Annotated in this window: 26 protein-coding genes; 8 read left to right on the forward strand and 18 right to left on the reverse strand. The window is 58.8% G+C overall.

All coding sequences use genetic code 11. The annotated features are described in order from the left end of the window. Positions 1-8: 8 nt before the first annotated feature. From ACR0AL_RS16315 to ACR0AL_RS16355, 9 genes are all read right to left on the reverse strand, one after another. A complete protein-coding gene (locus tag ACR0AL_RS16315) occupies positions 9-2,462 on the reverse strand; it encodes a GcvT family protein (RefSeq protein ID WP_480663860.1) in 2,454 nt (817 codons plus the stop codon). Between the two features lie 90 nt (positions 2,463-2,552). Next, positions 2,553-3,524, reverse strand: coding sequence for a GlxA family transcriptional regulator (locus tag ACR0AL_RS16320; RefSeq protein ID WP_480663862.1), 972 nt, complete (start codon positions 3,522-3,524; stop codon positions 2,553-2,555). A 10-nt stretch (positions 3,525-3,534) separates the two neighbouring features. Next, the gene (locus tag ACR0AL_RS16325; RefSeq protein WP_480663864.1) at positions 3,535-4,428 is read right to left on the reverse strand and encodes a homocysteine S-methyltransferase family protein; all 894 of its coding nucleotides are present in this window, start codon (positions 4,426-4,428) and stop codon (positions 3,535-3,537) included. Positions 4,429-4,440: 12 nt separating this feature from the next. Next, the gene (locus ACR0AL_RS16330; RefSeq protein WP_480663866.1) at positions 4,441-5,493 is read right to left on the reverse strand and encodes an alcohol dehydrogenase catalytic domain-containing protein; all 1,053 of its coding nucleotides are present in this window, start codon (positions 5,491-5,493) and stop codon (positions 4,441-4,443) included. A gap of 12 nt (positions 5,494-5,505) precedes the next feature. Next, entirely contained in the window at positions 5,506-5,982 is a 477-nt protein-coding gene (locus ACR0AL_RS16335) for a cupin domain-containing protein (protein WP_170351029.1), read from the reverse strand. Positions 5,983-5,999: 17 nt separating this feature from the next. After that, a complete protein-coding gene (locus ACR0AL_RS16340; protein WP_170351030.1) occupies positions 6,000-8,450 on the reverse strand; it encodes a GcvT family protein in 2,451 nt (816 codons plus the stop codon). 15 nt (positions 8,451-8,465) lie between these two features. Beyond that, positions 8,466-8,846, reverse strand: a complete 381-nt coding sequence (locus ACR0AL_RS16345; protein WP_170378308.1) for a GFA family protein — start codon at positions 8,844-8,846, stop codon at positions 8,466-8,468. Between the two features lie 4 nt (positions 8,847-8,850). After that, positions 8,851-9,474, reverse strand: coding sequence for a LysE family translocator (locus tag ACR0AL_RS16350; protein ID WP_170378306.1), 624 nt, complete (start codon positions 9,472-9,474; stop codon positions 8,851-8,853). Further along, positions 9,474-10,043: a helix-turn-helix domain-containing protein gene (locus tag ACR0AL_RS16355; RefSeq protein ID WP_170378303.1), complete on the reverse strand. Its 570-nt coding sequence runs from the start codon at positions 10,041-10,043 to the stop codon at positions 9,474-9,476. Before ACR0AL_RS16355 ends, ACR0AL_RS16350 begins: the two co-directional genes overlap by 1 nt. Here ACR0AL_RS16355 and ACR0AL_RS16360 point away from each other — a divergent pair. Together ACR0AL_RS16360 and ACR0AL_RS16365 are read left to right on the forward strand one after the other, a co-directional pair. Beyond that, a complete protein-coding gene (locus tag ACR0AL_RS16360; protein ID WP_254428568.1) occupies positions 10,032-10,442 on the forward strand; it encodes a DUF1294 domain-containing protein in 411 nt (136 codons plus the stop codon). The genes ACR0AL_RS16355 and ACR0AL_RS16360 overlap by 12 nt on opposite strands. Positions 10,443-10,547: 105 nt before the next feature. Then, the gene (locus ACR0AL_RS16365) at positions 10,548-10,943 is read left to right on the forward strand and encodes an SHOCT domain-containing protein (RefSeq protein ID WP_170378302.1); all 396 of its coding nucleotides are present in this window, start codon (positions 10,548-10,550) and stop codon (positions 10,941-10,943) included. Between the two features lie 53 nt (positions 10,944-10,996). Here ACR0AL_RS16365 and ACR0AL_RS16370 read toward each other — a convergent pair whose 3' ends face one another. Both ACR0AL_RS16370 and ACR0AL_RS16375 read right to left on the reverse strand, forming a co-directional pair. Continuing rightward, complete coding sequence (locus ACR0AL_RS16370; protein WP_170362335.1) at positions 10,997-11,449, reverse strand: GAF domain-containing protein; 453 nt, start codon at positions 11,447-11,449, stop codon at positions 10,997-10,999. A 54-nt stretch (positions 11,450-11,503) separates the two neighbouring features. Next, positions 11,504-12,676 (reverse strand): acetyl-CoA C-acyltransferase, encoded by a 1,173-nt coding sequence (locus ACR0AL_RS16375; protein ID WP_170351036.1) that lies wholly within the window; start codon positions 12,674-12,676, stop codon positions 11,504-11,506. A 101-nt stretch (positions 12,677-12,777) separates the two neighbouring features. Between ACR0AL_RS16375 and ACR0AL_RS16380 the strand changes: the two genes are divergently transcribed. The 3 genes from ACR0AL_RS16380 (at position 12,778) to ACR0AL_RS16390 (ending at position 15,378) form a co-directional block, all read left to right on the forward strand. Continuing rightward, on the forward strand, positions 12,778-13,116 hold the full coding sequence (locus tag ACR0AL_RS16380) for an STAS domain-containing protein (RefSeq protein ID WP_170351037.1): 339 nt from the start codon (positions 12,778-12,780) through the stop codon (positions 13,114-13,116). Positions 13,117-13,148: 32 nt separating this feature from the next. Further along, a complete protein-coding gene (locus tag ACR0AL_RS16385; RefSeq protein WP_170362338.1) occupies positions 13,149-13,589 on the forward strand; it encodes an ATP-binding protein in 441 nt (146 codons plus the stop codon). Positions 13,590-13,800: 211 nt separating this feature from the next. Next, positions 13,801-15,378 carry a gamma-glutamyltransferase family protein gene (locus ACR0AL_RS16390; protein ID WP_480663869.1) on the forward strand — a complete coding sequence of 526 codons (1,578 nt, stop codon included), beginning with the start codon at positions 13,801-13,803 and terminating at the stop codon, positions 15,376-15,378. Between the two features lie 25 nt (positions 15,379-15,403). Here ACR0AL_RS16390 and hspQ read toward each other — a convergent pair whose 3' ends face one another. Further along, positions 15,404-15,730 carry a heat shock protein HspQ gene (hspQ, locus tag ACR0AL_RS16395; protein WP_170398253.1) on the reverse strand — a complete coding sequence of 109 codons (327 nt, stop codon included), beginning with the start codon at positions 15,728-15,730 and terminating at the stop codon, positions 15,404-15,406. Between the two features lie 80 nt (positions 15,731-15,810). On the opposite strand from hspQ, the gene ACR0AL_RS16400 reads away from it, so the two are divergent. Together ACR0AL_RS16400 and ACR0AL_RS16405 are read left to right on the forward strand one after the other, a co-directional pair. Continuing rightward, positions 15,811-16,692, forward strand: coding sequence for an AEC family transporter (locus ACR0AL_RS16400; protein ID WP_480663871.1), 882 nt, complete (start codon positions 15,811-15,813; stop codon positions 16,690-16,692). Between the two features lie 60 nt (positions 16,693-16,752). Then, positions 16,753-17,334, forward strand: coding sequence for a transglycosylase SLT domain-containing protein (locus ACR0AL_RS16405; protein WP_480663873.1), 582 nt, complete (start codon positions 16,753-16,755; stop codon positions 17,332-17,334). A 12-nt stretch (positions 17,335-17,346) separates the two neighbouring features. Here the strand turns inward: ACR0AL_RS16405 and ACR0AL_RS16410 are convergent, their stop codons facing one another. The 4 genes from ACR0AL_RS16410 to ACR0AL_RS16425 form a co-directional block, all read right to left on the reverse strand. After that, positions 17,347-17,943: a LolA family protein gene (locus ACR0AL_RS16410; RefSeq protein WP_170351043.1), complete on the reverse strand. Its 597-nt coding sequence runs from the start codon at positions 17,941-17,943 to the stop codon at positions 17,347-17,349. Between the two features lie 39 nt (positions 17,944-17,982). Next, positions 17,983-20,886 (reverse strand): DNA translocase FtsK, encoded by a 2,904-nt coding sequence (locus tag ACR0AL_RS16415; protein ID WP_480663875.1) that lies wholly within the window; start codon positions 20,884-20,886, stop codon positions 17,983-17,985. Between the two features lie 14 nt (positions 20,887-20,900). Further along, on the reverse strand, positions 20,901-22,082 hold the full coding sequence (locus tag ACR0AL_RS16420; RefSeq protein WP_170553135.1) for an aminotransferase class I/II-fold pyridoxal phosphate-dependent enzyme: 1,182 nt from the start codon (positions 22,080-22,082) through the stop codon (positions 20,901-20,903). 109 nt (positions 22,083-22,191) lie between these two features. After that, positions 22,192-23,520 (reverse strand): amidase, encoded by a 1,329-nt coding sequence (locus tag ACR0AL_RS16425; RefSeq protein WP_170413870.1) that lies wholly within the window; start codon positions 23,518-23,520, stop codon positions 22,192-22,194. Between the two features lie 54 nt (positions 23,521-23,574). Here ACR0AL_RS16425 and ACR0AL_RS16430 point away from each other — a divergent pair, with 54 nt between their 5' ends. Beyond that, entirely contained in the window at positions 23,575-24,837 is a 1,263-nt protein-coding gene (locus ACR0AL_RS16430) for an FAD-dependent monooxygenase (RefSeq protein ID WP_480663878.1), read from the forward strand. Here ACR0AL_RS16430 and ACR0AL_RS16435 read toward each other — a convergent pair. Both ACR0AL_RS16435 and ACR0AL_RS16440 read right to left on the reverse strand, forming a co-directional pair. After that, entirely contained in the window at positions 24,834-25,019 is a 186-nt protein-coding gene (locus ACR0AL_RS16435; RefSeq protein ID WP_170351047.1) for a Trm112 family protein, read from the reverse strand. The two genes, ACR0AL_RS16430 and ACR0AL_RS16435, sit on opposite strands and share 4 nt — an antisense overlap. Next, complete coding sequence (locus ACR0AL_RS16440) at positions 25,016-25,657, reverse strand: LON peptidase substrate-binding domain-containing protein (RefSeq protein WP_170362347.1); 642 nt, start codon at positions 25,655-25,657, stop codon at positions 25,016-25,018. Before ACR0AL_RS16440 ends, ACR0AL_RS16435 begins: the two co-directional genes overlap by 4 nt. Positions 25,658-25,676 lie beyond the last annotated feature (19 nt).

Raw genomic sequence — 25,676 nt, forward strand, 5'->3', positions numbered from 1 at the left:
CAATTTGATTACACCTTAACGCGTTCGGATTTCGGGTCATACATCGGCTTCAGCGAAGCCTCTGCCTTGACCTTCACACCGCACACGTCGATCTCGTAGGTCGAGGCCAGCACATCTACTGCCTTCTCACCCTCACACGGGACATAGCCCAGACCGATGGCACCACCCAACGTGTGGCCATAGTTGCCTGAACTCAGATAGCCCACATATTCGCCATCCCGGATGATCGGTTCGTTGTGGAACAGCAGCGGTTCGGCGTCCGTCAATTTGAACTGGACCAGGCGATTTTTGGGCCCGTTTTCCTTGCGCGCAATCACCGCCTCGCGGCCGATAAAGTCGCTGCCCTTGTCGACCTTCACGGCAAAGCCCAGGCCCGCATCGACCACGTGATCCTCACAGGTGATGTCATGACCGAAATGGCGGAAGCCCTTCTCGATCCGGCAGCTGTCCATCATATGCATGCCACACAGTTTCAGACCCATGTCCTGCCCGGCCTCATGCAGGGTTTCAAACACGTGCCCTGCCATGTCGGATGAAACATAGATTTCCCAACCAAGCTCACCCACATAGGTCACGCGATGCGCGCGGGCCAGACCCATCCCGATCTCAATCTCTTGCGCGGTGCCAAACGGGTTGATTGCGTTCGAGAAGTCGCTTGGCGAGACCTTTTCAAGCAGCGCGCGCGCATTCGGGCCCATAACGGCCAGAACGCCCTCGCCCGCGGTGACATCGGTGATGACTACGTTGAAGTTGCCTGCGTGACGCATCATCCAGGTCTGGTCCGCCAGACGGGTCGCCGCCGGAGTGACCACCAGATAGGAAGTTTCCGTCAACCGGGTGACAGTCACGTCCGCCTCAATCCCGCCGGTGCGGTTCAAAAACTGAGTATAGACGATCTTGCCATTCGGCACCGCATAGTCGCCGCCGCCGACATAGTTCATGAACTTCTCAGCATCCGGTCCTTCGACGCGGATTTTACCGAACGAGGACATATCGTACATGCCCACATTCTCACGCACGGCGTGGTGTTCGGTGGCCGAGTTCTCGAACCAGTTCTGGCGCTTCCAGCTGTAATGGTATTCTCGCTCTTGCCCTTCATTGGCAAACCAGTTGGCGCGCTCCCAACCAGCCAATTCGCCCATCACGGCGCCCTGTTCCAGCAGATGATGGTGGAACGGGGTCCGCCGCACACCCCTCGCGGAGGCTTTCTGGCGATAGGGATAGTGGTCGGCATAAAGCAGGCCCAGCGTTTCCTTAGAGCGTTCAAACAGATACTGCTTATTGCCCTGGAAAGGTTGCATCCGGCTGATGTCCACATCGCCCAGATCAAACGGCTTCTCGCCCGTATCCATCCATTCAGCCAGCGCCATACCCGCGCCACCGGCGGACTGGATACCGATCGAGTTGAACCCCGCGGCAACCCAGACATTGTCCATCTCGGGCGCGAGGCCCAGATGGTATGCATCATCGGGTGTGAAAGACTCCGGTCCGTTAAAGAAGGTATGGATACCGGCCTCGGCCAACATCGGCATCCGTTCACAGGCAGCTTCGAGGATCGGTTCGAAGTGATCAAAATCTTCAGGCAGCTGGTCAAACTCGAACGTGTCAGGGATGCCGTTCATCGCCCAAGGCTTGGCGTTGGGCTCAAAGGCCCCTAGCAGGATTTTTCCTGCGTCTTCCTTGTAATAGGCGCATTCATCCGGCACCCGCAGCACCGGCAACTGGGTCAACCCGTCAATACTCTCGGTGACGATATAGAAGTGTTCGCACGCGTGCAGCGGAACATTGACGCCCGCCATGCGACCGACCTCATGCCCCCACATTCCCGCACAGTTCACCACCATGTCACATTCGATATGACCCGAGGCACTGCCGTCATCCGCAACCCAATCGACACCGGTCACCTTGCGGCCCTGCTTGACGATATCGGCAACCTTCACCCGCTCTTTGACAACCGCACCGCGTTGGCGTGCGCCCTTGGCCAAAGCCAGCGCAATGTTCGCCGGATCGCCCTGCCCGTCCAGCGGCAGGTAAACCGCGCCCGTCACACCTTCGAGGTTGATATGCGGATACAGTTCCTGAACGCGTTCGTTGGAAATCTCTTCGACTTCCACCCCAAAAGCGCGAGCCATGGCGGCCTGGCGATAGATTTCTTCCTTGCGCTCTTCGGTCAACGCCACGGTGATCGACCCGCAGCGTTTGAAACCGGTGGCCACACCGGTCTCTTCCTCAAGCGAGCCGTAAAGCTCCTGACTGTATTTCGCCAACTTGGTCATGTTCGCCGTGGCGCGCAGCTGCGCGATCAGACCGGCGGCATGCCATGTGGTGCCGCTGGTCAGTTGCTTGCGCTCCAGCAGCACAACGTCGTTCCAGCCCTTCTTGGTCAAATGATATGCGACCGAGCATCCGATGACGCCGCCGCCGATGATGACCACTTTGGCCTTGCTGGGAAGATCAACCATCCTGAGAATCTCCGATGTGTCAGGTTTGCGCCAAAATGCCACGGAAGATCGACAATAAATGCGCCAAAACCGTCACTGTATTGGCGATTTTCACCGTTGTATCGCGGCCCGTTTTTCCCGCCTTACAACAAAGGGCGTAACCCCGAAGAAGCTTTTGTAGACAGAGGAAAAACCGTTGGGAAATCCGCAGGCAAGCCCGATTTCACGAACGCTCATTGTGGTGTTCAGCAGCAGGTTATTGGCCTTGGCCAGTCGCATTTCACGATAGAATCCATTGGGCGTGGTACCGAAAAAGGTTTTGAACTTCCGCTCTAGCGACCGGTTCGACAGGTGCAGCGACTCGACGATCTGATGGATTGGCATCGGGTCTTCAATGTTGGCCTGCATCAGCTTGATGCACTGATCCAGTCTGGCGTCGCCCGTCGCGGTCAGTTTCGCCCCGGAAAACGGCTGCATTGATGAAAAATCGCGGATGTTTTCATGTAGCATGATATCGGCCACCGTCATCTTGGCAGGTCCCGAGATATGGCGACCGATCACCGCCAGCGCCACATCTGTTGTCGCCTCCATCCCGGCACAGGTCACCACCGCGCCCTGTTCGGTGGCAATGGACAGCTTGGCCTCGAACCGTGCGCCGCGCTCACGCAGGAACGAGGCGTTCTCCCAATGGGTCGCCATGTCGCCCGTGCCGTGTTCGTTGATATAGCGGCTGGCGGCCTCGGCCAGAAGGAACACCTTGGCCCCGCGGAACGTATAACTCGACACGACACGCCCCAGTGAAAGGTCAGGGTGATCCGGGTCAGAATTGCCGATCACGAACAGGTAATCCGCCTTGGGCTGCCCCGGGATAGGATCAGTTTGAACCATCGCCTCGCTGCTGCTGGAAATCGGGCCGCCTTTCAGTGACCGATAGGCATAGGTGAACGGAGGGGTCGGACAGACGCGGTTGGCCAGTCGCAGAACTTCGACCAGCGAGGCCAGTTCCAACAACACATAGCCGGGTGCCACAAGGATATCGAAGTGCTGCTGTGTCTGCGGTAAGTTGTCCGAGCGTGTCCGCATCGCCTTTTCCTCAGACAATCCGGTGGCCGGCTGCGCGCAGCCGGCCGGCCAGCGTTTCGATGTGATCCGGGCCAACTTCGCAACAGCCACCCACAATCGTCGCCCCCTGCGCCACCCAGGCCATGGCGTGATCGGCATAGGCATCAGGTCCAAGATCCTGACGTTGTTCCAATGCATCGACTGTGGGTGCGTCTTTCAGAAATCCTTCTGATATTCCGGTGAACCCGTTGGCATAGGCCCCGAACGGGCTGCCCATCTGCGCAATGATCGGCAGCGCCGCGGGAATCGCCTCGGGACGCGAACAGTTGATCAAGATGGCGTCGGGCGCAAAGCGTGCCACAACCGGTTCGATATCCCTCAACGGCTCGCCCGAGCGTAGGCGGGTTCCGTCCTCATCCATCACCGACAGCCCCAACCAGACAGGTTTGCCGCAGCCTTCGGTGCCGCGCAAAGCACCTTGGGCTTCCTGCACCGAACACACCGTTTCAATCAGGAAAAGATCGACGCGCGTGGCCATCAGCGACACTAGCTCCCGAAACTTATTCGCCGCATCTGTCGGGTCAGGGTTCAGGTCGGGCCGGTACGAAGCCAAAAGCGGCCCTAGAGACCCGGCAATACGTCCCTCAGTTCCCGCACGGGCCCGCTCGGCCTGCGTTAGGGCGGTGTCGATCAGGGTCGGCACCTGATCCTCCATCCCCACCCGCACCAGACGCGAGCGGTGGACGGCATAGGTGTTTGTGGTGGCGACAGTCGCACCACGACGAAAGTAGTCGTTATGTACGTCACCCACCAGTTCGGGATAGTCGATCATCACCCGCGTCGACCACAGTGGCGTGGCCCGGTCCCCGCTGCGCTTGACCAGTTCCTGTCCGATTGAGCCATCCAGAAGAGTGATATCCGCCATATCTCATCCTATTCAGGGAATCAGCACAAGTTTGCCCGCAAACGCCTTGGATTGAAAATCAGCCTGCGCGGTTGCGATGTCCTTTAGCGGATAAGTCTTTGCGATCAAGGGCATGATGCGCCCGCCATTGATCATCTCAACCAGCCGTCCGAACACCTCGAACGCCTGATGCGTACAGCCGTGAATGGTGATGTCGCGCAAATAGATATCTCGCAGGTCGGCCTTTACGATCGGGCCGGCGATGGCACCGGAAACCGCGTAGTGTCCACCCGGTTTCAACGCCAGGATCAGGCCGGGCCATGCCGGGCCGCCCACAACGTCGATCACCACGTCGAACATATCGGCTGGCAGTGCGGCATCACGGTCGAACGTATCCGCGGCGCCCTGTAATTTGACCACTTCGGCCTTGGACGGGCTGGTCACGCCCCAGACGGTTGCCCCCCGCAACACCGCCAGCTGTACGGCCGCCAGACCGACGCCACCTGACGCGCCGGTGATCAGCACCTTTTGCCCCGAGGTCACACCTGCGCGGGCCAGCAGGTTCTCGGCCGTGCCAAAGGCGCAGGGGATGGCGGCGATTTCCACGTCAGACAGGGGCGAGGCGCTGACGTCGTACAGATCATCCGCCTCAACCAGACAGTATTGCGCAAATGCGCCGTCCAACTCCGAGCCCAGCGCAACGAAACCGGTCGGATGACCGGGTCTGGGGCGGGGCAGGTTGATCGGGCAGGTCACGCGTTGGCCCGGTTGGAACGCCACCCCTGAACCCACTTGTTCAACGACACCACACAGATCACCACCCTGAATGCGTGGAAACTGCAGCGCACCGCCCCAACCTCCGGCATCGACGTTCTGATCAACAGAATCCGTCGCGCCTGTCACATCCGAGGAATACCAGCCGACCCGCGTATTGATATCCGTGTTGTTCACCCCGGCGGCCAACACCCGAACCAGCGCCTGCCCCGGACCCGGTTGCGGTACCGGAAGGTCGTCGCGCCATTCCAACGCCTCGGGTCCGCCGTGTTGGGTCAGAAAAACGCCGGACATGACTGTGGGTGTCGTCATCAGATACTGCCTTTATGCCTGATCGTCTGGATGCGACGGAACGGGACCCATCGGGATGATGTCATAGCGGGCGTTTAGTGCTGCCATCTTAGCCTCATCAGCGAAATCGGCGTTGGTCATAGTCGAAAGTTCTGCAAGGAAACCGTCAAACCCCGAAGGCTGAAAAATCATCAGCATCCGCGCCGGTGCCCCATCGGCCACGCGACAAGCATGCGGAACCCCTGGCGGGACATGCATCGTGGTACCCGGACCGCATCGATGCCAGTCACCGTCGACATAGAAATCCACTGCACCTTCCAAGAAATAGAAGGACTCGGCATGGGTATCGTGGCGATGAAGGCCAAGCGCGAAGCTGGCCTTCAGATTGTCTTCCATGAGCGTATAGGCGCCATTCGTATCCCGGGCCGAAACCTTTACGAACGTATGGTCGTTTTCCCAGTCATAGTTGGGACCCTCACCGGGCCCCAATTTGGAATATCGCTTGCTCATGGCTCCTCCGACAGGGGTTAGGCGCGCAGCCGCTCGTTCTGAGGATCCCACAGCGGTTGATCCTCTTCTACCACGGCGCGGCATTTCCGGCCGTAAATTTCGACCTCAAGTTCGGTGCCGGGGTTGGCAAGCTCGGCCTTGATCATGCCCAGCGCAATGGATTTGCCAACACGGTAGCCCCATGCGCCCGAGGTGGTTTCGCCAACGATCTCACCATTCTGCCAAATGCAAGACATGTAGGGTGCGTCGCAATCGCCTGCGTCCACAGTCAGGGTGACAAAGGATTTCTTCACGCCCTGCTGTTTTTCGTTCTGGATCGCGGCCTTGCCGGGGAAGTCCTGCGGCTTGTCCAGCTTGACGAACCGCCCCAGTCCACCTTCCAGCAGCGAATAGTCGGTCGACAGGTCGCCTTTCCAGGCGCGATATCCCTTTTCGATCCGCAGCGAATTCAAGGCATACATACCAAACGGCTTGGCCCCGGCATCAATGATCGCGTCATAGATCGCAGGCATATGCTCGTTCAGGGCATGCACTTCCCAGCCCAGCTCGCCGGCAAAGGACACGCGGATCAAATAGGCAGGTTGCCCGGCGACGGTGGCCGCTTGGTGGGTCAGCCAACCTGTGGTCAGATCGGCATCCGTCAAACCCGACAGGATATCCCGCGATTTCGGTCCGGTGACGATCAGTGTATCGCGTGTGGTGGTGACATCCTCGACCGAAACACCAGCAGGCATCGCATTCACCAGAATATCGCGGTCATGCCATTGCGCCGTTGCGGCCGTTATCATGACGAACTCATCCTCGCCCAAACGCAGGCAGGACATCTCAGTCAGGATCCGGCCCCGATCGTCCGAGATATAAACCAAATTGATGCGGCCGACCTTGGGCAGACCACCCGCGACCAGCCCGCGCAACGCCTCGGCCGCGCCCTCGCCTTTGACCATAAAGCGCGAAAAGCCCGGCAGATCCAACACACCGCAATGGTCGCGTACAGCCTCGCATTCTTCTTTGACGCGCTGCTCCCACGGGCCCGAGCGGCCCCAGGTATGGGTGGCTTCAAGCGAGGTGTCATCGCCGGGTTGTGCGAACCAGTTGGCCCGTTCCCAACCGTTATATACTCCCATGACGCCGCCCAGTTCCTTCACCTTGGCGTGGACCGGCGACAGTTTCTTGTCGCGTGCGGCCGGCCATTCGTGTTGGGGATAGTGCATGGCGTATTCGTTGCCATAGACCTCAAGCCCTTTCTGGTTGCAGTAATCCTGATCGGTGTAATCGGTATAGCGGCGCGGATCGACGGCCCACATATCCCATTCGGTGTGACCATCGACAATCCATTCGGCCAGCACTTTGCCTGCACCACCGCCTTGCGCGATGCCGAAGGTAAAGGTGTGCGCCTCGAACGCGTTTTTGACGCCCGGCATTGGGCCAATCAGTGGCAGACCGTCCGGCGCGTAAGGAATCGGGCCGTTGATCACGCGACCAACGCCCGAGGTTGCCATCAGCGGCACCCGCTCCATCGCGTCGGTGACGATGTCCTCAATCCGATCCAGATCGTCATTCCAAAGCTGGAACGAGAAATCTTCGGGCATCGGGTCGTCTTCGCTCATCCAGTGGCCCTTGCAGTTGGGCTCATACGGGCCAAGGTTGAAACCGTGCTTCTCTTGCCGCAGGTAGTACGAGATATCTACGTCGCGCAGCAGCGGCAGCTTCTTGCCGCCGTTTTCCTTGGACCATTCTTCAACCTCGGGGATTTCGTCGGTCAGCAGGTACTGGTGACTCATGACCATCGCGGGCACAGTGCGGCCACCGTAAGGCTTGAACCACTCACCCACGCGTTGCGCGTAATATCCAGCAGCGTTGACCACATAATCACAGGCGATATCGCCCTTGTCAGTGTGTACGGTCCAGGTGCCGTCATCATGCTGGGTCACGCCGGTTGCCGGGCAGAACCGGATGATCTTTTGTCCCATGTCGCGGGCACCCTTGGCCAACGCCTGTGTCAACTGCGCCGGGTCAATGTCACCATCGGTCGGATCATACAGCACGCCCTCAAGATCATGCGTTTCAAGGAAGGGATAGCGTTCCTTGGCCTCTTCTGGGGTCCACATCTCCATCGGGATGCCCTGGTACAGGCCCATCGACATGGCACGCTCAAACTCCTGCATCCGCTCTTTGCTGTGCGCCAAACGGATCGAGCCGGACTGATGATAGTTCATCGGATAGTCGACTTCTTCACCCAGCCGCGCATACAGCTCGGTCGAGTACCGCTGCATGTTCATGATCGCCCATGAGGTCGAGAAAGTCGGTACGTTACCCGCCGCGTGCCAGGTCGAGCCTGCGGTCAGCTCGTTCTTTTCCAGCAGAACGCAGTCGGTCCAGCCTTTCTTGGCCAGATGGTACAGCGAGGAGGCTCCCACCACACCGCCACCGATAACAACCACGCGGGCTTTTGTCGGAAAATCGCTCATTGGTCTTGATCCTTGTTACTGTGCCCGTTGGGGCAGATCGTCTGTGATGTCGTAGTAATCGCCCTTGTCAGCGACAAAGATATGCCGGGCGAGGTGCAGTCCTGTGGGCTCATCCAGTGCGCCCATGGAAATCGAAATCGTGTCTTCGTCATTGTGCTGCCAAAACAGGAACGAACCGCAGGCGTTGCAAAAGCCACGCCGAGCAATGTCCGAGGCACGGAACCAGTTCAGCGTATCGCTGGCAGCGAAGCTGAGGTTGTCCTGATTGGTCGAGGTCGAAGACCAATAATGCCCTGATTGCTTGCGGCACTGACCGCAATGGCAGGCCGAGGGCGGCGACAACTCTCCGTCAATCGTGAACGCGACCGCGCCGCACAGGCAGGAACCGGCTTGCATGTCATTACCCCCTTGTTGCGGGCGTGGAGCTGGCCCCCAGCAACACGCCATAGATGATGAAACAGGTCGCCATGACCCGGCGCACCCAGATGTTGAACACCGCCCCCAGTGCCGCCTTGCCCATCAGCGCACCCAGCAAGGTGAACCCGGTATAGCTGAGCGTGGTGATGACCAGCGCGGTGGGCATGATCACCCCCATCTGCTGCCAGATCGGCACCTCGGGCTGCACGAATTGCGAAAAGGCCGCCAGATATCCAGCCACGCTTTTGGGGTTGATCGTCGCCACGGCCAGCGCGTGCAGATAGACATGACGTGCAGGCCGTTCCGAAACTGGCGCAGGTTTCGTAGCATTCATCCAGCCACGAATACCCACCCAGATCAGGAAACCCGCGCCCACCAGCTTTGCGATGAAGAACCCGGTTGGAGAGGCCGCGATCAGCGCGGTCACACCCAGCGCTGACAGGATCAGAAACGCGCTGGCCTGCGTCAGGATTGCCAGAACGCCAAGCATCGCCTTTGGAAACGGCAGGCTCATCCCATTCGAAATACAATTGACCGCATTCGGCCCAGGCGTAGTTACGAACACTACCCAAAACAGCGCGAATATGGTCCAGGCCTCGAAACTCATCAGTACACCGGCGGGGCGATGACCCAGATGGCCACGGCGGGCTCATCATAGGGGTTGTCCCATTGATAGGGTTCATGCCGGATGCGGAAACTGTCACCCGGCCCCACCGTGAACTGGTTGGAGCCTATGGTCAGATCCAATCGGCCAGAGATCATGTAACCAACCTCTTGCGTCGGCCGATTGGCCGGTTTCTGCATGCTGGAGCGTGGCTCGAATGTGGAATGTACCATCTCGAAATCATCAGTCAGATCGGGCGAAAGCAATTCTTCGATCAACCCTTCCTCACCCGAGCCCATCGGACGGCGCGATCCGGCGCGCACCACATAACCCTGTTCGGCCACCGGCACCGAGGAATGCGCAAACAGCATCGACATCGGCACACCCAGACACTCAGCAATCTGGCGCAGGTCCGAGATCGAGGGATCGGACATGTCGCGCTCAACCTGGCTGAGCCATCCGACCGACCGGTTCAGCCGCGCTGCAATCTCGGTCAAGGTCAACCCTCGCGCCTTGCGCAGGGCGCGGATATCCGCACCAAGTGTCGCGCTGTGGGGGGCTTGGGTATTCACCAGGGCCGCTCCGATTCTTGTGAAAATATCCTCTCCTTTTTCACGATGGCTGAGAATCATGAAATTTCCAAGAGTTTTTTCATTTCACTTGATCAGTTTGCTTGGTATGCCTTTCGCATGTGGATTGCAGTGATCTATTTATGGGGGATCAACACCCTGACACTATTGGCCTTTGGCTGGGACAAGGCCCGCGCACGACGGCGCAAAAACCGGGTGCCGGAACGCCGCCTATTATGGCTGGCCGCGCTTGGTGGCAGCCCCGGCGCAGTGGTCGGGCGATGGATTTTCAGGCACAAAACCCGCAAACGCGGGTTCTCAGTCTGGCTGTTCGCGATAACTGGAGTTCAAATGATTCTAGTATTCTTGGTGGTGACCGAAGCCTCGGAAAAACTACTCTAAAAATATTATATTCACCTAAATCAATATCTAACCATATCGCCAACTGTCTGTTACAAATAGGTGTCTCTGTGCGCAGAGATTTCTATTTTTTATGCAAAGGGTTGGATGAATATGGAAAATGGGATCGGTTTCTTCGATATAGTCTGGTCAATCTTCTGGTTGTTCCTGATGGTTGCCTGGTTCTGGGTGATGATTTCGGTCGTTGCCGATGTCTTCCGCTCAAAGGACCTGAGCGGCGGTGGCAAAGCGTTGTGGATCGCCTTTGTGATCCTGATCCCCTGGTTGGGCGTGCTGTGCTATCTCATCGTGCGCGGGGATAAGATGCACCAGCACAATGTCGAGACCATGAATCAGATAGAAGAGGCGCAGAAGGATTACATCCGCTCGGTCGCGAGCGTATCCGCCGCGGATGAATTGGAACGGCTAGCCAAGCTCAAGGAGAGCGGCCACCTGACGGAAGAGGAATTCGCCGCGCAAAAGGCCAAGATCCTGGCAAGCTGATAAATCGCGACCCTTTTTGAACATCAATCAGCCGGGACATGTCCCGGCTGAATTCATCTTGCAAAAACGTCGGTCAGAATGGCGCCAAGCGCTGTGGCGTCCTGATCGGTAAATGCGTCCGGCTGATTGCTGTCGATGTCGAACACCGCTATCACCTTTCCCGATGCGTCCCGCACTGGCAGCACCAATTCTGACCGGGTGGACGTCGCACAGGCGATGTGACCCGGAAAGGCTTCGACATCCGGCACAAGCTGCACTTCGCCAGTCCGCGCGGCAGCACCACAGACGCCCCGGTCGAACGGGATGACCAAACAGCCGTGCCCACCCTGATAGGGACCGATCTTTAACAAACCGGGCTGGGTCACGCGGTAAAAGCCAGTCCAGTCGAACCGGTCATCGGCGTGATGCACCTCGCAGGTAATTGTCGCCATTAGGGCAACCTGATCCGTTTCACCTTCGGTCAGGGCGGCGATGGTTTTAGCAAGCGTGTCGTAATCGGCGGTCATGATTGAGCTCTTTGGAAAAGGTTCATCCCGCAGTATGTGGAATAAACCCAAGCGTCAAACGCGTTCGATGGCGATGGCCGTGCCTTCGCCGCCACCGATGCAGATGGCAGCCACGCCGCGTTTGAGGTTCCGCTTTTCCAGCGCGTTGAGCAGAGTGACCATGATCCGCGCGCCCGAGGCGCCGATTGGATGCCCCAAAGCGCAGGCCCCGCCATTTACGTTCACCTTGTCGCGCGACAGGCCCATTTCGTGCATAAAGGCCATGGGTACAACGGCAAAGGCCTCGTTCACCTCCCACAGGTCGACGTCATCTTTGGACCAGCCGATATTCGACAGTAGTTTCTGTGCGGCCGGAACCGGCGCGGTCGTGAACAAACCCGGGGCCTGCGCGTGGCTGGCATGACCAATGATCCGGGCACGCACAGTCAGGCCCTGCGCTTCGGCCGCCTCAGCCGAAGCCAGTAGCAACGCGGCTGCCCCGTCAGAAATCGATGACGAATTGGCTGCCGTGACCGTCCCATCCTTACGAAAGGCAGGTTTCAGCGTCGGGATTTTATCTGGCCGGGCGGATTGCGGCTGTTCATCTTGGGCAAAAGTGACCTCGCCCTTGCGGGTCTTGGAGGTAACAGGTGTGATCTCACCCTCGAAGGCACCACTTTCCTGTGCAGACAGGGCGTTGGAAAGCGACTGCAGCGCATATTCGTCCTGCGATTCTCGCGTGAATTGATAGGCTTCGGCGCAATCCTCGGCGAAGGTGCCCATCAGGCGGCCTTTGTCATAGGCGTCCTCGAGGCCGTCCAGAAACATATGGTCAACCACCTGACCATGCCCGATGCGCGCACCGCCGCGCATTTTCGGCAACAGGTAAGGGGCGTTGGTCATACTCTCCATGCCACCTGCGATCATCGTATCAGCGTGACCCAGAGCAATCTGGTCAAAGGCAATCATGGCAGCCTTCATTCCCGACCCGCACATCTTGTTCAGGGTTGTTGCGGGCACCTCTTCACCCAATCCCGCCGCAAATCCGGCCTGTCGTGCCGGGGCCTGGCCCTGACCGGCGGGCAGAACACAGCCCATCAGCACTTCGTCGACCGTTTCAGCGCCCGCGCCGTGCAGCGCAGCACGAATGGCGCTCCCGCCCAATTCAGCAGCGGCAATACCGTCGAACATACCCTGAAACCCGCCCATGGGCGTCCGCGCCGCCCCCGCGATAACAACCTGTTTCATCGCGATGATCCTCCTCTTTCAGCTTTGATGGATACCGAATGGTAAGAATTGTCGTCTAGCGTATTTCTACTAGCGAGTTTCATATTAGAGGACCGTCGCGCATGGCCTTGACCAGCACAACGACCGACGCAACCCAAATTATCAAAGTGCATTCCGACCGGATTGATGCGGCCATGGCCATCCAGTTCAAGGAAGATATGCGCAATCAGGCCGAAGGCGGGGCCACGCGCGTAGTGCTGGACCTGACCAGTGTCGAGTTCATAGATTCAAGTGGCTTGGGTGCTATCGTCGCCTCGATGAAACAGCTTGGAAATGAGCGCAGGCTGGACCTGGCTGGGCTGCACCCTTTTGTTGAAAAGGTATTCCGCCTGACCCGTATGGACACGGTGTTCAAACTGTATCCAACCCTGGATGATGCCCTGTCGATCTCCGCGGATTGACCTAATTGACTATCTGAATAGGCGCGATGCCCATGTACAACGGCAAGTGTTTAGATCTGAGCTTCGCAGCAACTGAGACTGAGGCCAGTGACGGGATCGCGCAACTCAGCCGGGGGTTGGCGACGCATGGGCTTCCGGCGCACAAGGCGGGTGATGTAAAAATCGCGCTGGCCGAAGCAATCAATAATGTGGTCGAACACGCCTATGCCGACATAACTCCGGCCAAGGTGAAGGTTCGGTGCCGCCTGCATCAGAACTGGCTTGAGATTCTGATCTCGGACACCGGCAACCCATTGCCCGGATTTCGGGTACCTGACGGCATCCCGGCATCATTGGGATCGACCATCGAAGACCTGCCCGAAGGTGGGTTCGGCTGGTTTCTAATCCATGAACTGACCAGCGATATCCGCTATGAACGAAGCAATGGTTGTAACCGTTTGTCGCTGCGCTTTGACTTTCCAGAACCTGTCTGACGGCAAGAAAACGTCACAATAAGGCCCAGATCGAACCATTGTAACGCCCCAAACAAAGGGCAAAACAGTACCTGTAGCTCAGATAGCTTCCCTCGGCGCCACGTGTCACAGCCCCCACCCAGTGAACGGCGCCGAGGAACTTCCCTTTGATTTGACTGGACAACCCCGGACTGCGCGATACCTTCGGCGCGTTCAATCGGGGAATAATGTCATGCGGGATTTTCACTCACCGGGTCGATCCGAAGTTCTGGCGACCGAAGGGATGTGCGCCACGTCGCATCCCTTGGCCGCAAAGGTCGCTGTGGACATTCTTACTCAGGGTGGCAACGCAATGGATGCCGCCATCGCCGGGGCGGTGCTGCTGGGTATTTGTGAACCTCAGATGACCGGGCTGGGCGGCGATTGTTTCGTGCTGTACAACCGGGCGGGTGAGGATCAGATACGCGCCCTGAATGGTTCGGGCCGCGCGCCTGCAGCAGCTAGCGCAGAAAAACTGCGGTCGCAGGGGCTGACAAAAGTGCCTTTGAACACAGCAGACGCTGTAACCGTTCCCGGCGCCGTCGATGCGTTCTGTCATCTGGCGCAAACCGAGGGCAAACTGGGGCTTGAGGCCATTTTGCAACCCGCCATTCACTATGCCGAAGCTGGGGTGCCGGTTGCCCCAAGGGTGGCGTTTGATTGGGAAACAGGGGCAGCCACTCTACAGGGGGCCGCGCGGACGCAATACCTGATCAATGACAGTGCTCCTAAAACTGGGCAGGTGTTTCGCTCTCGAGGGCAAGCCGAAGTCTTGCGCCAGATTGCTCGTACCGGGCGGGATGCGTTTTACTCCGGTGACATCGCCGAGGACATGGTCGCTGCACTCACCCAACTCGGCGGCGTTCACACGATTGAGGATTTTCTGGCCACCGCATGCACTGAAACACAGCCTGTCAGAGGTGACTACAATGGGTTGGATTTGGTTGAACATCCACCAAATGGCCAGGGCGCCACGGCCATTCTTTTGCTGAATATCCTCAAGAACTTCGACCTAGCCAGCATGGACCTGTTCGGGGCGCAGCGTTTGCATATTGAGGCGGAGGCTTCGAAACTCGCCTATGACGCGCGCAACCGCTTTATCGCCGATCCCGATCATACAACACATGCGGATCGGTTCACGGATCAGGATGTGGCCGACAGGCTGGCCGCGCTAATCGACCCGAAACGCGCCATGCCCGCCGCCGCCCCGCTGACCGAGGCGATTCACAAGGACACCGTCTATATCACCGTTGTGGATCGGGACAGAATGGCGGTTTCGCTGATCTATTCCATCTTTCACAGCTTCGGTTCGGGGATCGCATCCGAAAAATACGGCATTCTGCTACAAAACCGAGGCGCAGGCTTTACCCTGCAATCGGGTCATCCGAATGAACTGGGCGGCGGCAAACGCCCCATGCACACAATCATTCCGGGGCTGTTGACGCAAAAAGGTCGTGTGCTGATGCCGTTCGGCGTGATGGGTGGCGCCTATCAACCCACCGGCCACGCCCGGTTTGTGTCAAATTTGACGGACCACGGGTTGGGCCTTCAGGCCAGCATCGAGGCACCGCGCGCCTTTGCCGACAATGGCGTATTAAAGCTGGAACGCGGAATTTCGCCCAGCACCATCCAACAATTACGTGATTTAGGGCACACTGTAGAGATTCCAGAAACGCCGTTGGGCGGCGCACAAGCCATTCGAATCTGTGAGGATGGCGTTCTTCAAGGCGCAAGCGACCCGCGAAAAGACGGGTGCGCCCTTGGGTACTGACGGGCCGACACCCGGCCAAGCACCCTTAGTTCAGATGGAAGTGGAGCGGATAGGCGCCGTTTTCAAACGGACCGAACATATCGGGAATATCGGGGTGTTCAACCGGCTCACCCGATTGGTCGGCGACCAGATTTTGTTCAGAAACATAAGCCACATAGAAGGATTGATCGTTTTCCGCCAACAAGTGGTAAAACGGTTGGTCCTTGATCGGGCGGCTGTCTTCGGGGATGGCCTGATACCATTCTTCCGTGTTCGCAAACTCGGGGTCCACGTCAAAAATCACCCCTCGGAAGGGATGTTTTTTATGACGGACGACCTGTCCCAGGCCATACTTGGCGTGTGTCTTCAGCATAGTTTATGCCCCCATTGAACTTACTACCTCTTTCCGGGCGGAAATGCCAATCATTGATCCGTAAATAAGGGAAACAGTCTGTGAACCTCTTGCTGACAGTATTCGAAATCGTGGCCCCGGTCTTTGTTCTGGCGGGCATCGGCTTTGCCTGGGTCAAGCTGGGATTCGAGTATCGCCTGCAATTCGTCACCCGCTTTGCCATGACCCTTGCTGTGCCCAGCCTGATCTTTGTGGCGCTGATGCAAACCGACATTCCGGGCGGCGATCTTTCCCGTTTTACCGTTGCGACAATCGTTGCCAATCTGGTGATGGCAGCGGTCTTTTGGCTGATCGTCCGGGGGCTGAAACTTGAACAGCGCACCTATCTTTCGCCGCTGATATTCGGAAATACCGGAAATTTGGGTCTTCCTTTGTGCATTTTCGCCTTTGGCCAGGCCGGGTTGGGCTATGCGGTCATTTTCCTGTCAGTAACAGCGTTGTTTTCGTTTACGTACGGCATCTACCTTGTGGCCGGAAAAGGCGCGTTCGGCAAAGTCGTGCGCGAACCGATGGTCTGGGCCACCCTATTGGGGGCGCTGTTTTTGTGGCGCGGATGGCAGACGCCCCTGTTTCTGACTAACACATTGGAATTGTTGGGCCAGATGGCAGTGCCCCTGATGCTGATAACGCTGGGCGTGGCGGTTGCGCGGCTGACAACGCACCGGCTGGGTCAGGCGGTCTGGCTGTCATTTCTTAAACTGGCTGTCTGTTTCGCCCTGGGCTGGTCTGTTGCGCTGATCTTCAAACTCGAAGCCGTGGCCTTTGGCGTTCTGGTGCTGCAGATGTGTACTCCGGTGGCAGTAACCTCTTACTTGCTGGCCGAGCGGTTCGATGCCGATTCCGACGCGGTTGCCGGGATGGTCATGGTCTCAACAGCGTTGTCCGTGGGCGCATTACCTATAATTCTCGCGATTATTCTGTAGCGATTGTGATTCCCTAAACGCTCAATCTGCGCTAGAATAAAGAAAAAAGGCACGAGGCACATGAGCAGAATTCTTATCGTACTCTTCGGGGTGCTGCTTTTGGCATCCTGTGGTGGTGGGACCAAGCAACCACCCAGCAAATTGAATGACGCGTGCAGCATTGCGCGCGAACGGCCCGATTATATGAAGGCCTTTAAGAGCACCGAGCGCAAATGGGGCGTCCCGGTTCATGTACAAATGGCGACGATCTATCAGGAAAGCCGCTATAAGCATGACGCACGCACGCCGCATAATTACGTTCTGGGTGTGATTCCGATGGGCCGGCAGAGCAGCGCATATGGCTTCAGTCAAGCGTTGGATGGCACCTGGGATGAATACCAGCGCGAGACCGGCAAGCGCCGGGCCAAGCGTGACCGTATCCGCGATGCGTCTGACTTTATCGGCTGGTATATGAACAAAAGTTATCAGCGGAACGGCATTCACCCCAGCGACACCCGCAACCAGTATCTAGCCTATCACGAAGGCCACACCGGCTATGCCAGGGGCAGCCACTATAGCAAGACCTGGTTGCTGAATGTCGCCAATGATGTGGATGCGCGCGCCAAACTTTACCAAGCGCAACTGTCCGGTTGCCGCTATTGACCAGAACGCGGGTCAGCGATTGCCTGACCCGCTTCTTTTCGCTTTGGTAAACAGATCTCGGCTCAGGCTGCTGTCTGTATCCAGTTGACCCAACAGCACAGTTGTTTTCGTACCCGCATTGTCATGGATCACCCATTTGCGCAGCTCAACCGGGTTGTCGGTGAACATCAGCTCGATCCGTCCGCTATCGGGGTTTTTCGGGTCTTGGGCGGTGACAACTGTGGCGGTGCCGTCGAAGTCATGAGCCACAACCATATTTGCCTGCCCCAAGTTCACGTTACGCGCCAGCACCAGTGACAGCGGTGTCCGATTCAGCGGGTATTGCTCGGGCGGCTGGTTCGACTTGGGGTCAAAGATTTGCACCGTGCCCGTATTGGCCAGAACAACGGCACTGTTGGGCGGATCATATTCGAACCGCATCTTGCCCGGCCGCTGCATCCACAGCTTGCCGGTACTCAACGAGCCGTCATCATTGACCTGAGTGAATGTCGTCTCAACGGTATTCAGACCGTTCAGATAATTGGATATCTGCGACAATGGCAGTTTGTCGGCCGCCCAAGCGGCAGGTGCGGCCAGGGTCAGAGCAAGGGCAAAAGCAATCTGTTTCATAAAACCCAGATAAGCGCTTTGCCCTTGTTATTAAATATCCTACTGCTCGGGGACGAGGATTTCCCGCTTTCCGACGTGATTTGCAGAAGAAACAACGCCTTCGTCCTCCATCTGCTCAACCAACCGCGCGGCCTTGTTGTAGCCAATGGCAAGTTTCCGCTGGATGTATGAGGTCGAACATTTGCGATCTTTGATCACAATCGCCACGGCCTGATCATAGAGGGCATCTTCGCCGTTCGTATTGCCACCCGTGTTCAGACCCAGAACGGCATCGATATTGTCAGCCTTCTCATCTGCCGGTCCATCGACAACGCCGCTCATGTAATCCGGCGGGCCGAACTGTTTCAGGTGGTTGACGATTTCTTCGACCTCTTCGTCCGAGACAAATGGCCCGTGGCAGCGGGTGATCTTGGCCCCACCGGCCATATACAGCATATCGCCCTGCCCCAACAGTTGCTCGGCGCCCATTTCGCCCAGAATGGTGCGGCTGTCGACTTTCGAGGTCACCTGGAACGAAATCCGGGTCGGGAAGTTCGCCTTGATCGTACCGGTGATCACATCGACCGAGGGACGCTGCGTAGCCATGATCAAGTGAATGCCCGAGGCCCGCGCCATTTGCGCCAGACGCTGAATGCAAGCTTCGATCTCTTTGCCCGCTACCATCATCAGGTCGGCCATCTCGTCGACGATGACAACGATATAGGGCATCGACTCGGGGGCGAATTCTTCGGTCTCGAACATCGGTTCGCCGGTTTCGTCATCGAACCCGGTCTGCACCGTGCGGCTGAACAACTCGCCCTTGGCCAACGCGTCCTTCACACGGCCGTTGTAGCCCGCGATATTACGCACGCCCATCTTGGACATCTTGCGATAGCGGTCCTCCATCTCGCCCACGACCCATTTCAGGGCCACAACCGCCTTTTTCGGGTCGGTTACAACGGGCGACAGCAGATGCGGGATGCCGTCATAAACTGACAGTTCCAACATCTTCGGATCGATCATGATCAGGCGGCATTCGTCCGGTGACAACTTGTACAACAGCGACAGGATCATCGTGTTGATCGCTACCGACTTACCGGACCCGGTGGTCCCCGCGATCAGCAAGTGAGGCATCTTGGCCAGGTTCGCCACAACGGACTCGCCACCGATATCCTTGCCCAACGCCAGAGGCAGCGCATGGTTACCGTCACCAAAATCTCGGCTGGCCAGAATTTCGCGCAGAACCACCATCTCACGGTTTTCATTCGGCAGTTCGATCCCGATCACCGAGCGGCCCGGCAGAGTCGAAACCCGGGCCGACAACGCCGACATCGAACGGGCAATGTCGTCGGCCAGACCGATCACACGGCTGGCTTTCAGGCCCGGCGCCGGTTCCAGTTCGTACATGGTGACAACCGGGCCGGGGCGGACGCTGGTGATCTCACCCTTGACGCCATAGTCATCCAGCACGTTTTCAAGCATCCGCGCGTTTTCTTCCAACGCCTCGTCGCTAAGATGATGGCGCTGAATGCTGGCGGGATTGGACAACAGGCTTAGCGGCGGCAATTCAAAATCGGAATGCCGTTCCTCGAAGGACAAGGTCGGCTGTGCCTCGGCCTGAGCGCGGCGCGAGGGCGGCGGGGTCCGGCGCACGGGCTGTGCCACCACCGGTTTGCGCGGCTCGGCCACCGGGATTTTCATCGCAGGGCGCTGCTGCGACGCGGGTTCAGACTGTGGCGCATCCTCGAACACGGCTTCGTCTTCGAAATCCGGCTCGGACGCAAAATCCTGATGCAGCGGTTCTTGCTGCCATTCGGGCGCAGGTTCCGCTGTCAGCATCGGTTCCGGCGGCAGTCCAGCCGAGGTCATCGGCGGTTCGGGCGGTAGCTCGTCGCCACCTCTGGGGTTCAGGATCAGCGGATCGGGCCCCCGGCCCCGCCCCTTGGTCAGCGGCAGGTTCGGATCAGGCTCGGGGGTCATTTCGCCGATCGCGACCTTGCGGTTGCGCACAGCGGCAGAGATCTTGGATCGGATACGATCCTCACCCGGCATTTCGTCAAAGCCAGCAACGGGTTCAGGATCGACCAGCTCGGGCTCGATCATCGGATCGGGACGGCGGATCAGGCTGGGCATCCGCGCCAACAAGCCCGGCTTTGCGGGCTCGGGTTCTTCATAGTCCGGCTCTTCGAACACGGGATCGGCATAGGCCAGATTATCTTCAAACACAGCTTCCGCCGCTTCCGTACGGGCGGCCTTGCGTTCCTCCCACTGCGTGCGACGGTCGCGAGCGGCCTGCGCGGTGGCAGTGGCCCCACGGCCCAGCAGGTTCATCAGCATGTCATAGGACATGACCAAGCCCAGCAAGAAGGCGCGGAAGCCCTTGCGCACATCCGCTTTGGTGAAACCCAGCACAAAAACACCCAGCGCCAACATCCCAGCAGCCATGGCCAGTGACATCAGCTTGACCATGAAATGCGAGGAAATCGGCAGCAGCGTCAGAAGCGCGCCCATTACGGTATCGCCAAACAGGCCACCCAGACCAAAGCTGTGGGTCGCACGCCACGCCTCCCCCGGCACCAGCGTCGCGGCATAGACCGAGACTATAGCAATCCAGATCGGCGCAAAGATCAGGCGGCCAACCGCGCGCTCCTCGCCGAAATGCCCAGCAAAGCGCACGCCCCAGCCGATCAGCACCAGCGCGATACTCCAGCTGCCCCAACCTACGATCATGAACAACGGTGCGGCGATTGAGGCACCAATCCGCCCCATCCAGTTTTGCACCGGCGCGTCCGTTGAAACCATCCAATTCGGATCATCCGGCGTGTAGGACCAGATCATCGCGGCGGCGGCCAGCCCCAGCAGGATCAGGGCGATCCCGATCAGCTCTTTGCTGCGCCGCTCAATCGCGGCCTGAGTCGTGCTGTCCAGCAATGGATCGCGGTTGCGCGCGTTATAAGATGCCATTTTGCCCTCGTACCTCACGAATAGATGCAGTCGCGGAGCGTGATCAGCCCGCGCTTCATCTCTGTTTTTGGGGCCACCATGGCGACCCGGATAAATTGTTCGCCCGGGTTTTGCCCCGGATCGCCTTGAGAAAGATATGCGCCCGGCAGCACCCGTACCCCGGTCTGCTGCCAAAGCTTCAATGCGGTTTCTTCGCCGTTTTCGACAGGTAGCCACAGGAAAAACCCCGCCTCTGGCGGCATGTAACCCTGAACATTGGCAAATACCTCATCGGCAATCGCGTATTTTTCCTGATACAGCGCGCGGTTCTCAGCGACATGCGCCTCATCCGCCCAAACCCGTGCCGCTGCGGCCTGCAAGGGGGCTGGTAAGGGCGCGCCCGCGTAACTGCGCAACTGCTTGACCCGTTTGATCGTCTCAGGCCCGCCCGCAATCAGGCCGGACCGCAGCCCTGCCAGATTGGACCGTTTTGACAGCGAGTTGAACAGGGTGACCCGTTCGGGATCAGCCCCCAGTTCCTGCGCTACGGTCAAGGCCCCGGCTGGGGCATCATTGCGGTAAATCTCGGAATAACACTCATCCGCGAAGATGCGGAAATCGTATTTCTCGGCCAATTGGATCAGCTCGGCCCAATAATCGCGCGAGGCCACGGCCCCCTGCGGGTTGGCGGGTGAGCAGATATAGGCCACAGCGGTGCGGTTCAGCACGTCCTCGGGCAATCCAGCGTAATCGGGCAGATGACCGGTCGCGGCGGTCGCAGGCACAAAGACCGGCTCGGCCGCAACCGAGATCGAGGCGACCATATAGACCTGATAAAACGGGTTCGGGCACAGGACGACCGGTTTTTGGCCGTTCTTCTGTTCCGGGCACAGCGCCATGGCGGCGTTATACAACCCTTCACGCGTGCCGTTCAGCGCCATCACGTTGGTTTCGGGGTCCATCGCCACGCCATAGCGGCGCTTGATCCAGTCGGTGATCGCGCCGCGCAGCTCGGGCGAGCCTTCGTTTGGCGGATAGCCCTGAAACCCAGCAGCGTTTTCCATGATCACATCCGTCACCCAAGCCGGGAAGTCATGCATCGGCGCGCCGATGGTCATGTGAATCACGTCTCCGCCCGGCTGGTGGTGGTCCAGCAGGGTGCGCAGACGCGGAAATGCGTATTCCGGTAGGTTCGAAAACCGCTCGGGGAAATTCATAACTGCTGCCTCAATATCGGGATCATTTTCGCCCCGTTTTTTTAGCAGATTACAGGCCGCACCCCGCTTCGTCCAGACAAAGAGGTGCCGAATCAGGGGATTGTGGCATTCAGGCCAATGCTGCTTCGGCTGCTGATCCAAGTCGCAAAAGCACTTCTTCCGAGCCCGGATAACCTAACATCATCAGCCCACAACCGGGGGTGCCGGTGGGCAGGGTCAGGGCTGCAAGCCCCATCAGGTTGCCAATCCGCGTATTGCGCAGCGCCAGCAGGTTTTCGGTGACGTAATAGTCGTGATCCGTCATCAACCGCTCCAGATTCGGTGGCAGAATGGGGGCTGTCGGGGCCAGAACGGCGTCAAAGCCAGAGGTTGCCGCATCCCAAGCGGCCCGGCAGGCTTTCAGTTTGGACCATGCGGCGACGTAATCGGGGCCAGAGGTATCCTTGCCTGCACGGAACCGAGCCAGAATTTCGGGATACATGGCGTCAGGGTTCGCCTCGATCACGTCGCGCCACAAGCCATAGGCTTCGGTGGTGTAGAGAATGCCCGAAAGCCCCATCGCCTCATCCAGTTCGGGCACTTCCAATGGCACGATTTCCGCGCCAGCATCGCGCAACCGGTCAACAGCGTCGTCAAAAGCTTTGCGGGGCGCATCGCGTAGGTCGTCCTTGGCGACGTTCTGCAGATCAGCAAAGCGCCGACCTTTCAGGCTGGCCCCCCGCAGGTCCGCCGGTGTGCCTCCTTCCAACAGCGCCAGCATATGCGCGGCATCCTCAACCGACCGGGTCAGCGGACCGGCGGTGTCGAATCGCAGGCACAAGGGCACTACACCTTCCAGGCTGATCCGTCCGGCGGTGGTTTTAAGCCCCACCAAGTTGTTCCAGGCCGCGGGGATGCGGACCGATCCGCCGGTGTCCGAGCCGATCCCGCCAGCCGCCAATCCCCAGGCCACCGATGCCCCGGCACCAGACGAGGATCCACCCGGCACCGCCTCTACATCATCGACGCAGGGCGGCGTGCCAGTAATTGGGTTCAGGCCAAGGCCGGAAAAAGCCAGCTCGCTCATATGGGTTTTGCCCAGACAGACCGCCCCCAATGCGGTGGCGTTGCGCACCACGACCGCGTCAGTTTCCGGCACCCGACCTTTCAGCAAGGCCGACCCGGACTCGGTTCCAATACTGGCAGTGTCGAACAGGTCTTTCCAACTGATCGGCACCCCATCCAAAAGCGACAGACGCTGCCCATGCTTGGCGCGGGCTTGCGCCGCTGCCGCCTCAGACCGGGCGCGATCATGGGTGACACGGGCATAGATTCGGTCGCTGTGGGGATGTTCGTCGATGGCCGACAGGTATGTTTCGGTCAATTCCACCGGGTCAATCCGCCCCATACCGATGCCCCGACCCAGATCACACGCCGTCATGGTCAGCCAATCCTGCATCACCGCCCCCTTGAAAAAATTGCGCTTTGACGGACGGTAGCGACAGGACCGCACATGGACAATCCCGAATGGGCGCGCATATTGCGGAGCATGGAACAAACCTCGGATATCCTGATCGTGGGCGGCGGCCTGAACGGCCCGGCATTGGCTTTGGCACTGGCGCAGACCGGCCATTCGGTCACCGTGATTGACGCGCTGGCGGAAAAAGTGCGCAAGAACGCAGCCTTTGATGGGCGTGCCTATGCGCTGGCGCTAGCCTCGCAAAGGTTGTTGGATGCGATCGGGGTCTGGGATCGCGTGGCCGAACACGCCCAGCCGATGTTGGAAATCAAGGTCACCGATGGGCATGCGGGCGTTGGGCCATCCCCGTTCTTCATGCATTTCGACCATGCCGAGATCGAAGAAGGTCCGATGGGCTATATGGTCGAAGACCGTCACCTGCGCCGCGCCTTTATGAACGCCATGGCCGAGGAAAAAGGCATCAAAGAAATCAGCGGCAGAACCGTTGTCGCGCAGGATTGCGATGCGACCGGCGTGACGCTGACCTTGGACGACGGAACCACACTGACAGGTTTAATGCTGGTCGGTTGCGACGGTCGCCGCAGCGGGACCGCCACGCGGGCGGGCATCAAGCGTACTGGCTGGGATTACGGCCAGACCGCACTGGTCTGCGCCATCGAACATGACCTGCCCCACCACGGCGTTGCCCACCAGTTCTTCATGCCACCCGGCCCGCTAGCCATTCTGCCCCTGACCGGCAATCGCAGTTCGATCGTCTGGAGCGAACGGACCGAGACGGCCCAGCACATCAACACCCTGCCCGAAGACGAGTACCTGCAGGTCCTGCGCCCCCGGTTCGGAGATTTTCTGGGCGATATCCGCCTGCAGGGCGACCGGTTCACCTATCCGCTGAACCTGACCATCGCCAATTCCTTCATTGGCGACCGAATGGCCCTGGTCGGAGACGCCGCCCACGGCCTGCACCCCATCGCGGGGCAAGGCCTGAACGCGGGTCTGCGCGATGTCGGGGCTCTGGCCGAGGTGCTAACACTGGCCGGACGGCGCGGCGAGGATATCGGATCTGTCCTGGTGCTGGAACGCTATCAGGAATGGCGGCGGTTCGACACGGCGGCGCTGGCTATTGCGACAGACGTGTTCAACAAGCTGTTTTCCAACGACAACCCACTGCTGCGGATCGGACGCGACATTGGAATGGGAATTGTGGGATCGCTGCCCGGCCTGCGCCGTGGCTTCGTGCGTGAGGCCGCCGGGCTGACCGGAGACCTGCCAAAACTGCTGCAGGGTCGCGCGATCTAGTCTAGTTCTCGCGCCTCATCGACCAACATCACCGGAATCCCATTTCGGATCGGAAAGGCCAGATTGGCCGCCTTGGACACCAGTTCCTGCTTGTCGGCATCGTAGTGCAAAGTCGTGTGTGTCTGCGGACAAATCAGAGCCTCAAGCATATGCCGGTCGAAAGGATGTTGGGGCTCGGTCATTGCAGTTTTTCCTCATTCGTGCCGCCGCGCATGGCGAATTCTATCAGTGTCGTTAGTGTCTCGCGCCGGGTGCGCAGACAGGGGGCCTCAAGCAGCGCTTGTTTTTCCTCGGGATCGAAATCCAGCAGCATCGACAGTGAATTCACCAGCAACTCATCATCTGCATCTTTCAACGTATCCCAATCGGTCGAAAGCTGGCGCGAGGCGAAAAACCGTTCCAACAAGCCCAAAAATGCGCTGCGGTCGAAACTATCGTCCATCTCGGCCCGGCCCAAATCCCGATCAAACCCACCCCACGACACGGCACAGCGCCGGTAAGGCGTAAAGGCGTCCAACTCGGATTGGACGCGGAACCGTGAAATCCCGGTCAGGGTAATCAGGTAACGGCCATCTTCGGTTTCCGAAAATTGCGTCACACGCCCAGCACAGCCGATCTGGTGCAGCTTATCTTCGTTGCTGTGACATGGGTTCGGCTGCACCATGCCGATCAGCCGCTCCTGCGTTTTCAGTGCGTCGTCCAGCATCTGCAGATAGCGCGGCTCGAAAATATGCAGCGGCAGGCGCGAGCGGGGCAACAACAGCGCCCCCGGCAATGGAAAAACGGATACCGTTTCCGGCAGATCAGCGGGATGCATCATGTATCCGAGTGTAGCTCTG

Source organism: Ruegeria sp. BB1 (genome assembly GCF_056539465.1).

Bases quoted from the DNA above. Each gene is read 5' to 3' on its own strand.
- ACR0AL_RS16340 (WP_170351030.1), bottom strand. From the start codon at position 8,450: ATGAGCGATTTTCCGACAAAAGCCCGCGTGGTTGTTATCGGTGGCGGT.
- ACR0AL_RS16335 (WP_170351029.1), bottom strand. From the start codon at position 5,982: ATGAGCAAGCGATATTCCAAATTGGGGCCCGGTGAGGGTCCCAACTAT.
- ACR0AL_RS16350 (WP_170378306.1), bottom strand. From the start codon at position 9,474: ATGAGTTTCGAGGCCTGGACCATATTCGCGCTGTTTTGGGTAGTGTTC.
- ACR0AL_RS16425 (WP_170413870.1), bottom strand. From the start codon at position 23,520: ATGCAGGATTGGCTGACCATGACGGCGTGTGATCTGGGTCGGGGCATC.
- ACR0AL_RS16320 (WP_480663862.1), bottom strand. From the start codon at position 3,524: ATGCGGACACGCTCGGACAACTTACCGCAGACACAGCAGCACTTCGAT.
- ACR0AL_RS16330 (WP_480663866.1), bottom strand. From the start codon at position 5,493: ATGACGACACCCACAGTCATGTCCGGCGTTTTTCTGACCCAACACGGC.
- ACR0AL_RS16390 (WP_480663869.1), top strand. From the start codon at position 13,801: ATGCGGGATTTTCACTCACCGGGTCGATCCGAAGTTCTGGCGACCGAA.
- ACR0AL_RS16370 (WP_170362335.1), bottom strand. From the start codon at position 11,449: ATGACCGCCGATTACGACACGCTTGCTAAAACCATCGCCGCCCTGACC.
- ACR0AL_RS16375 (WP_170351036.1), bottom strand. From the start codon at position 12,676: ATGAAACAGGTTGTTATCGCGGGGGCGGCGCGGACGCCCATGGGCGGG.
- ACR0AL_RS16315 (WP_480663860.1), bottom strand. From the start codon at position 2,462: ATGGTTGATCTTCCCAGCAAGGCCAAAGTGGTCATCATCGGCGGCGGC.
- hspQ (WP_170398253.1), bottom strand. From the start codon at position 15,730: ATGCTGAAGACACACGCCAAGTATGGCCTGGGACAGGTCGTCCGTCAT.
- ACR0AL_RS16380 (WP_170351037.1), top strand. From the start codon at position 12,778: ATGGCCTTGACCAGCACAACGACCGACGCAACCCAAATTATCAAAGTG.
- ACR0AL_RS16365 (WP_170378302.1), top strand. From the start codon at position 10,548: ATGAATATGGAAAATGGGATCGGTTTCTTCGATATAGTCTGGTCAATC.
- ACR0AL_RS16325 (WP_480663864.1), bottom strand. From the start codon at position 4,428: ATGGCGGATATCACTCTTCTGGATGGCTCAATCGGACAGGAACTGGTC.
- ACR0AL_RS16345 (WP_170378308.1), bottom strand. From the start codon at position 8,846: ATGCAAGCCGGTTCCTGCCTGTGCGGCGCGGTCGCGTTCACGATTGAC.
- ACR0AL_RS16410 (WP_170351043.1), bottom strand. From the start codon at position 17,943: ATGAAACAGATTGCTTTTGCCCTTGCTCTGACCCTGGCCGCACCTGCC.
- ACR0AL_RS16430 (WP_480663878.1), top strand. From the start codon at position 23,575: ATGGACAATCCCGAATGGGCGCGCATATTGCGGAGCATGGAACAAACC.
- ACR0AL_RS16440 (WP_170362347.1), bottom strand. From the start codon at position 25,657: ATGATGCATCCCGCTGATCTGCCGGAAACGGTATCCGTTTTTCCATTG.
- ACR0AL_RS16405 (WP_480663873.1), top strand. From the start codon at position 16,753: ATGAGCAGAATTCTTATCGTACTCTTCGGGGTGCTGCTTTTGGCATCC.
- ACR0AL_RS16385 (WP_170362338.1), top strand. From the start codon at position 13,149: ATGTACAACGGCAAGTGTTTAGATCTGAGCTTCGCAGCAACTGAGACT.
- ACR0AL_RS16435 (WP_170351047.1), bottom strand. From the start codon at position 25,019: ATGACCGAGCCCCAACATCCTTTCGACCGGCATATGCTTGAGGCTCTG.
- ACR0AL_RS16415 (WP_480663875.1), bottom strand. From the start codon at position 20,886: ATGGCATCTTATAACGCGCGCAACCGCGATCCATTGCTGGACAGCACG.
- ACR0AL_RS16420 (WP_170553135.1), bottom strand. From the start codon at position 22,082: ATGAATTTCCCCGAGCGGTTTTCGAACCTACCGGAATACGCATTTCCG.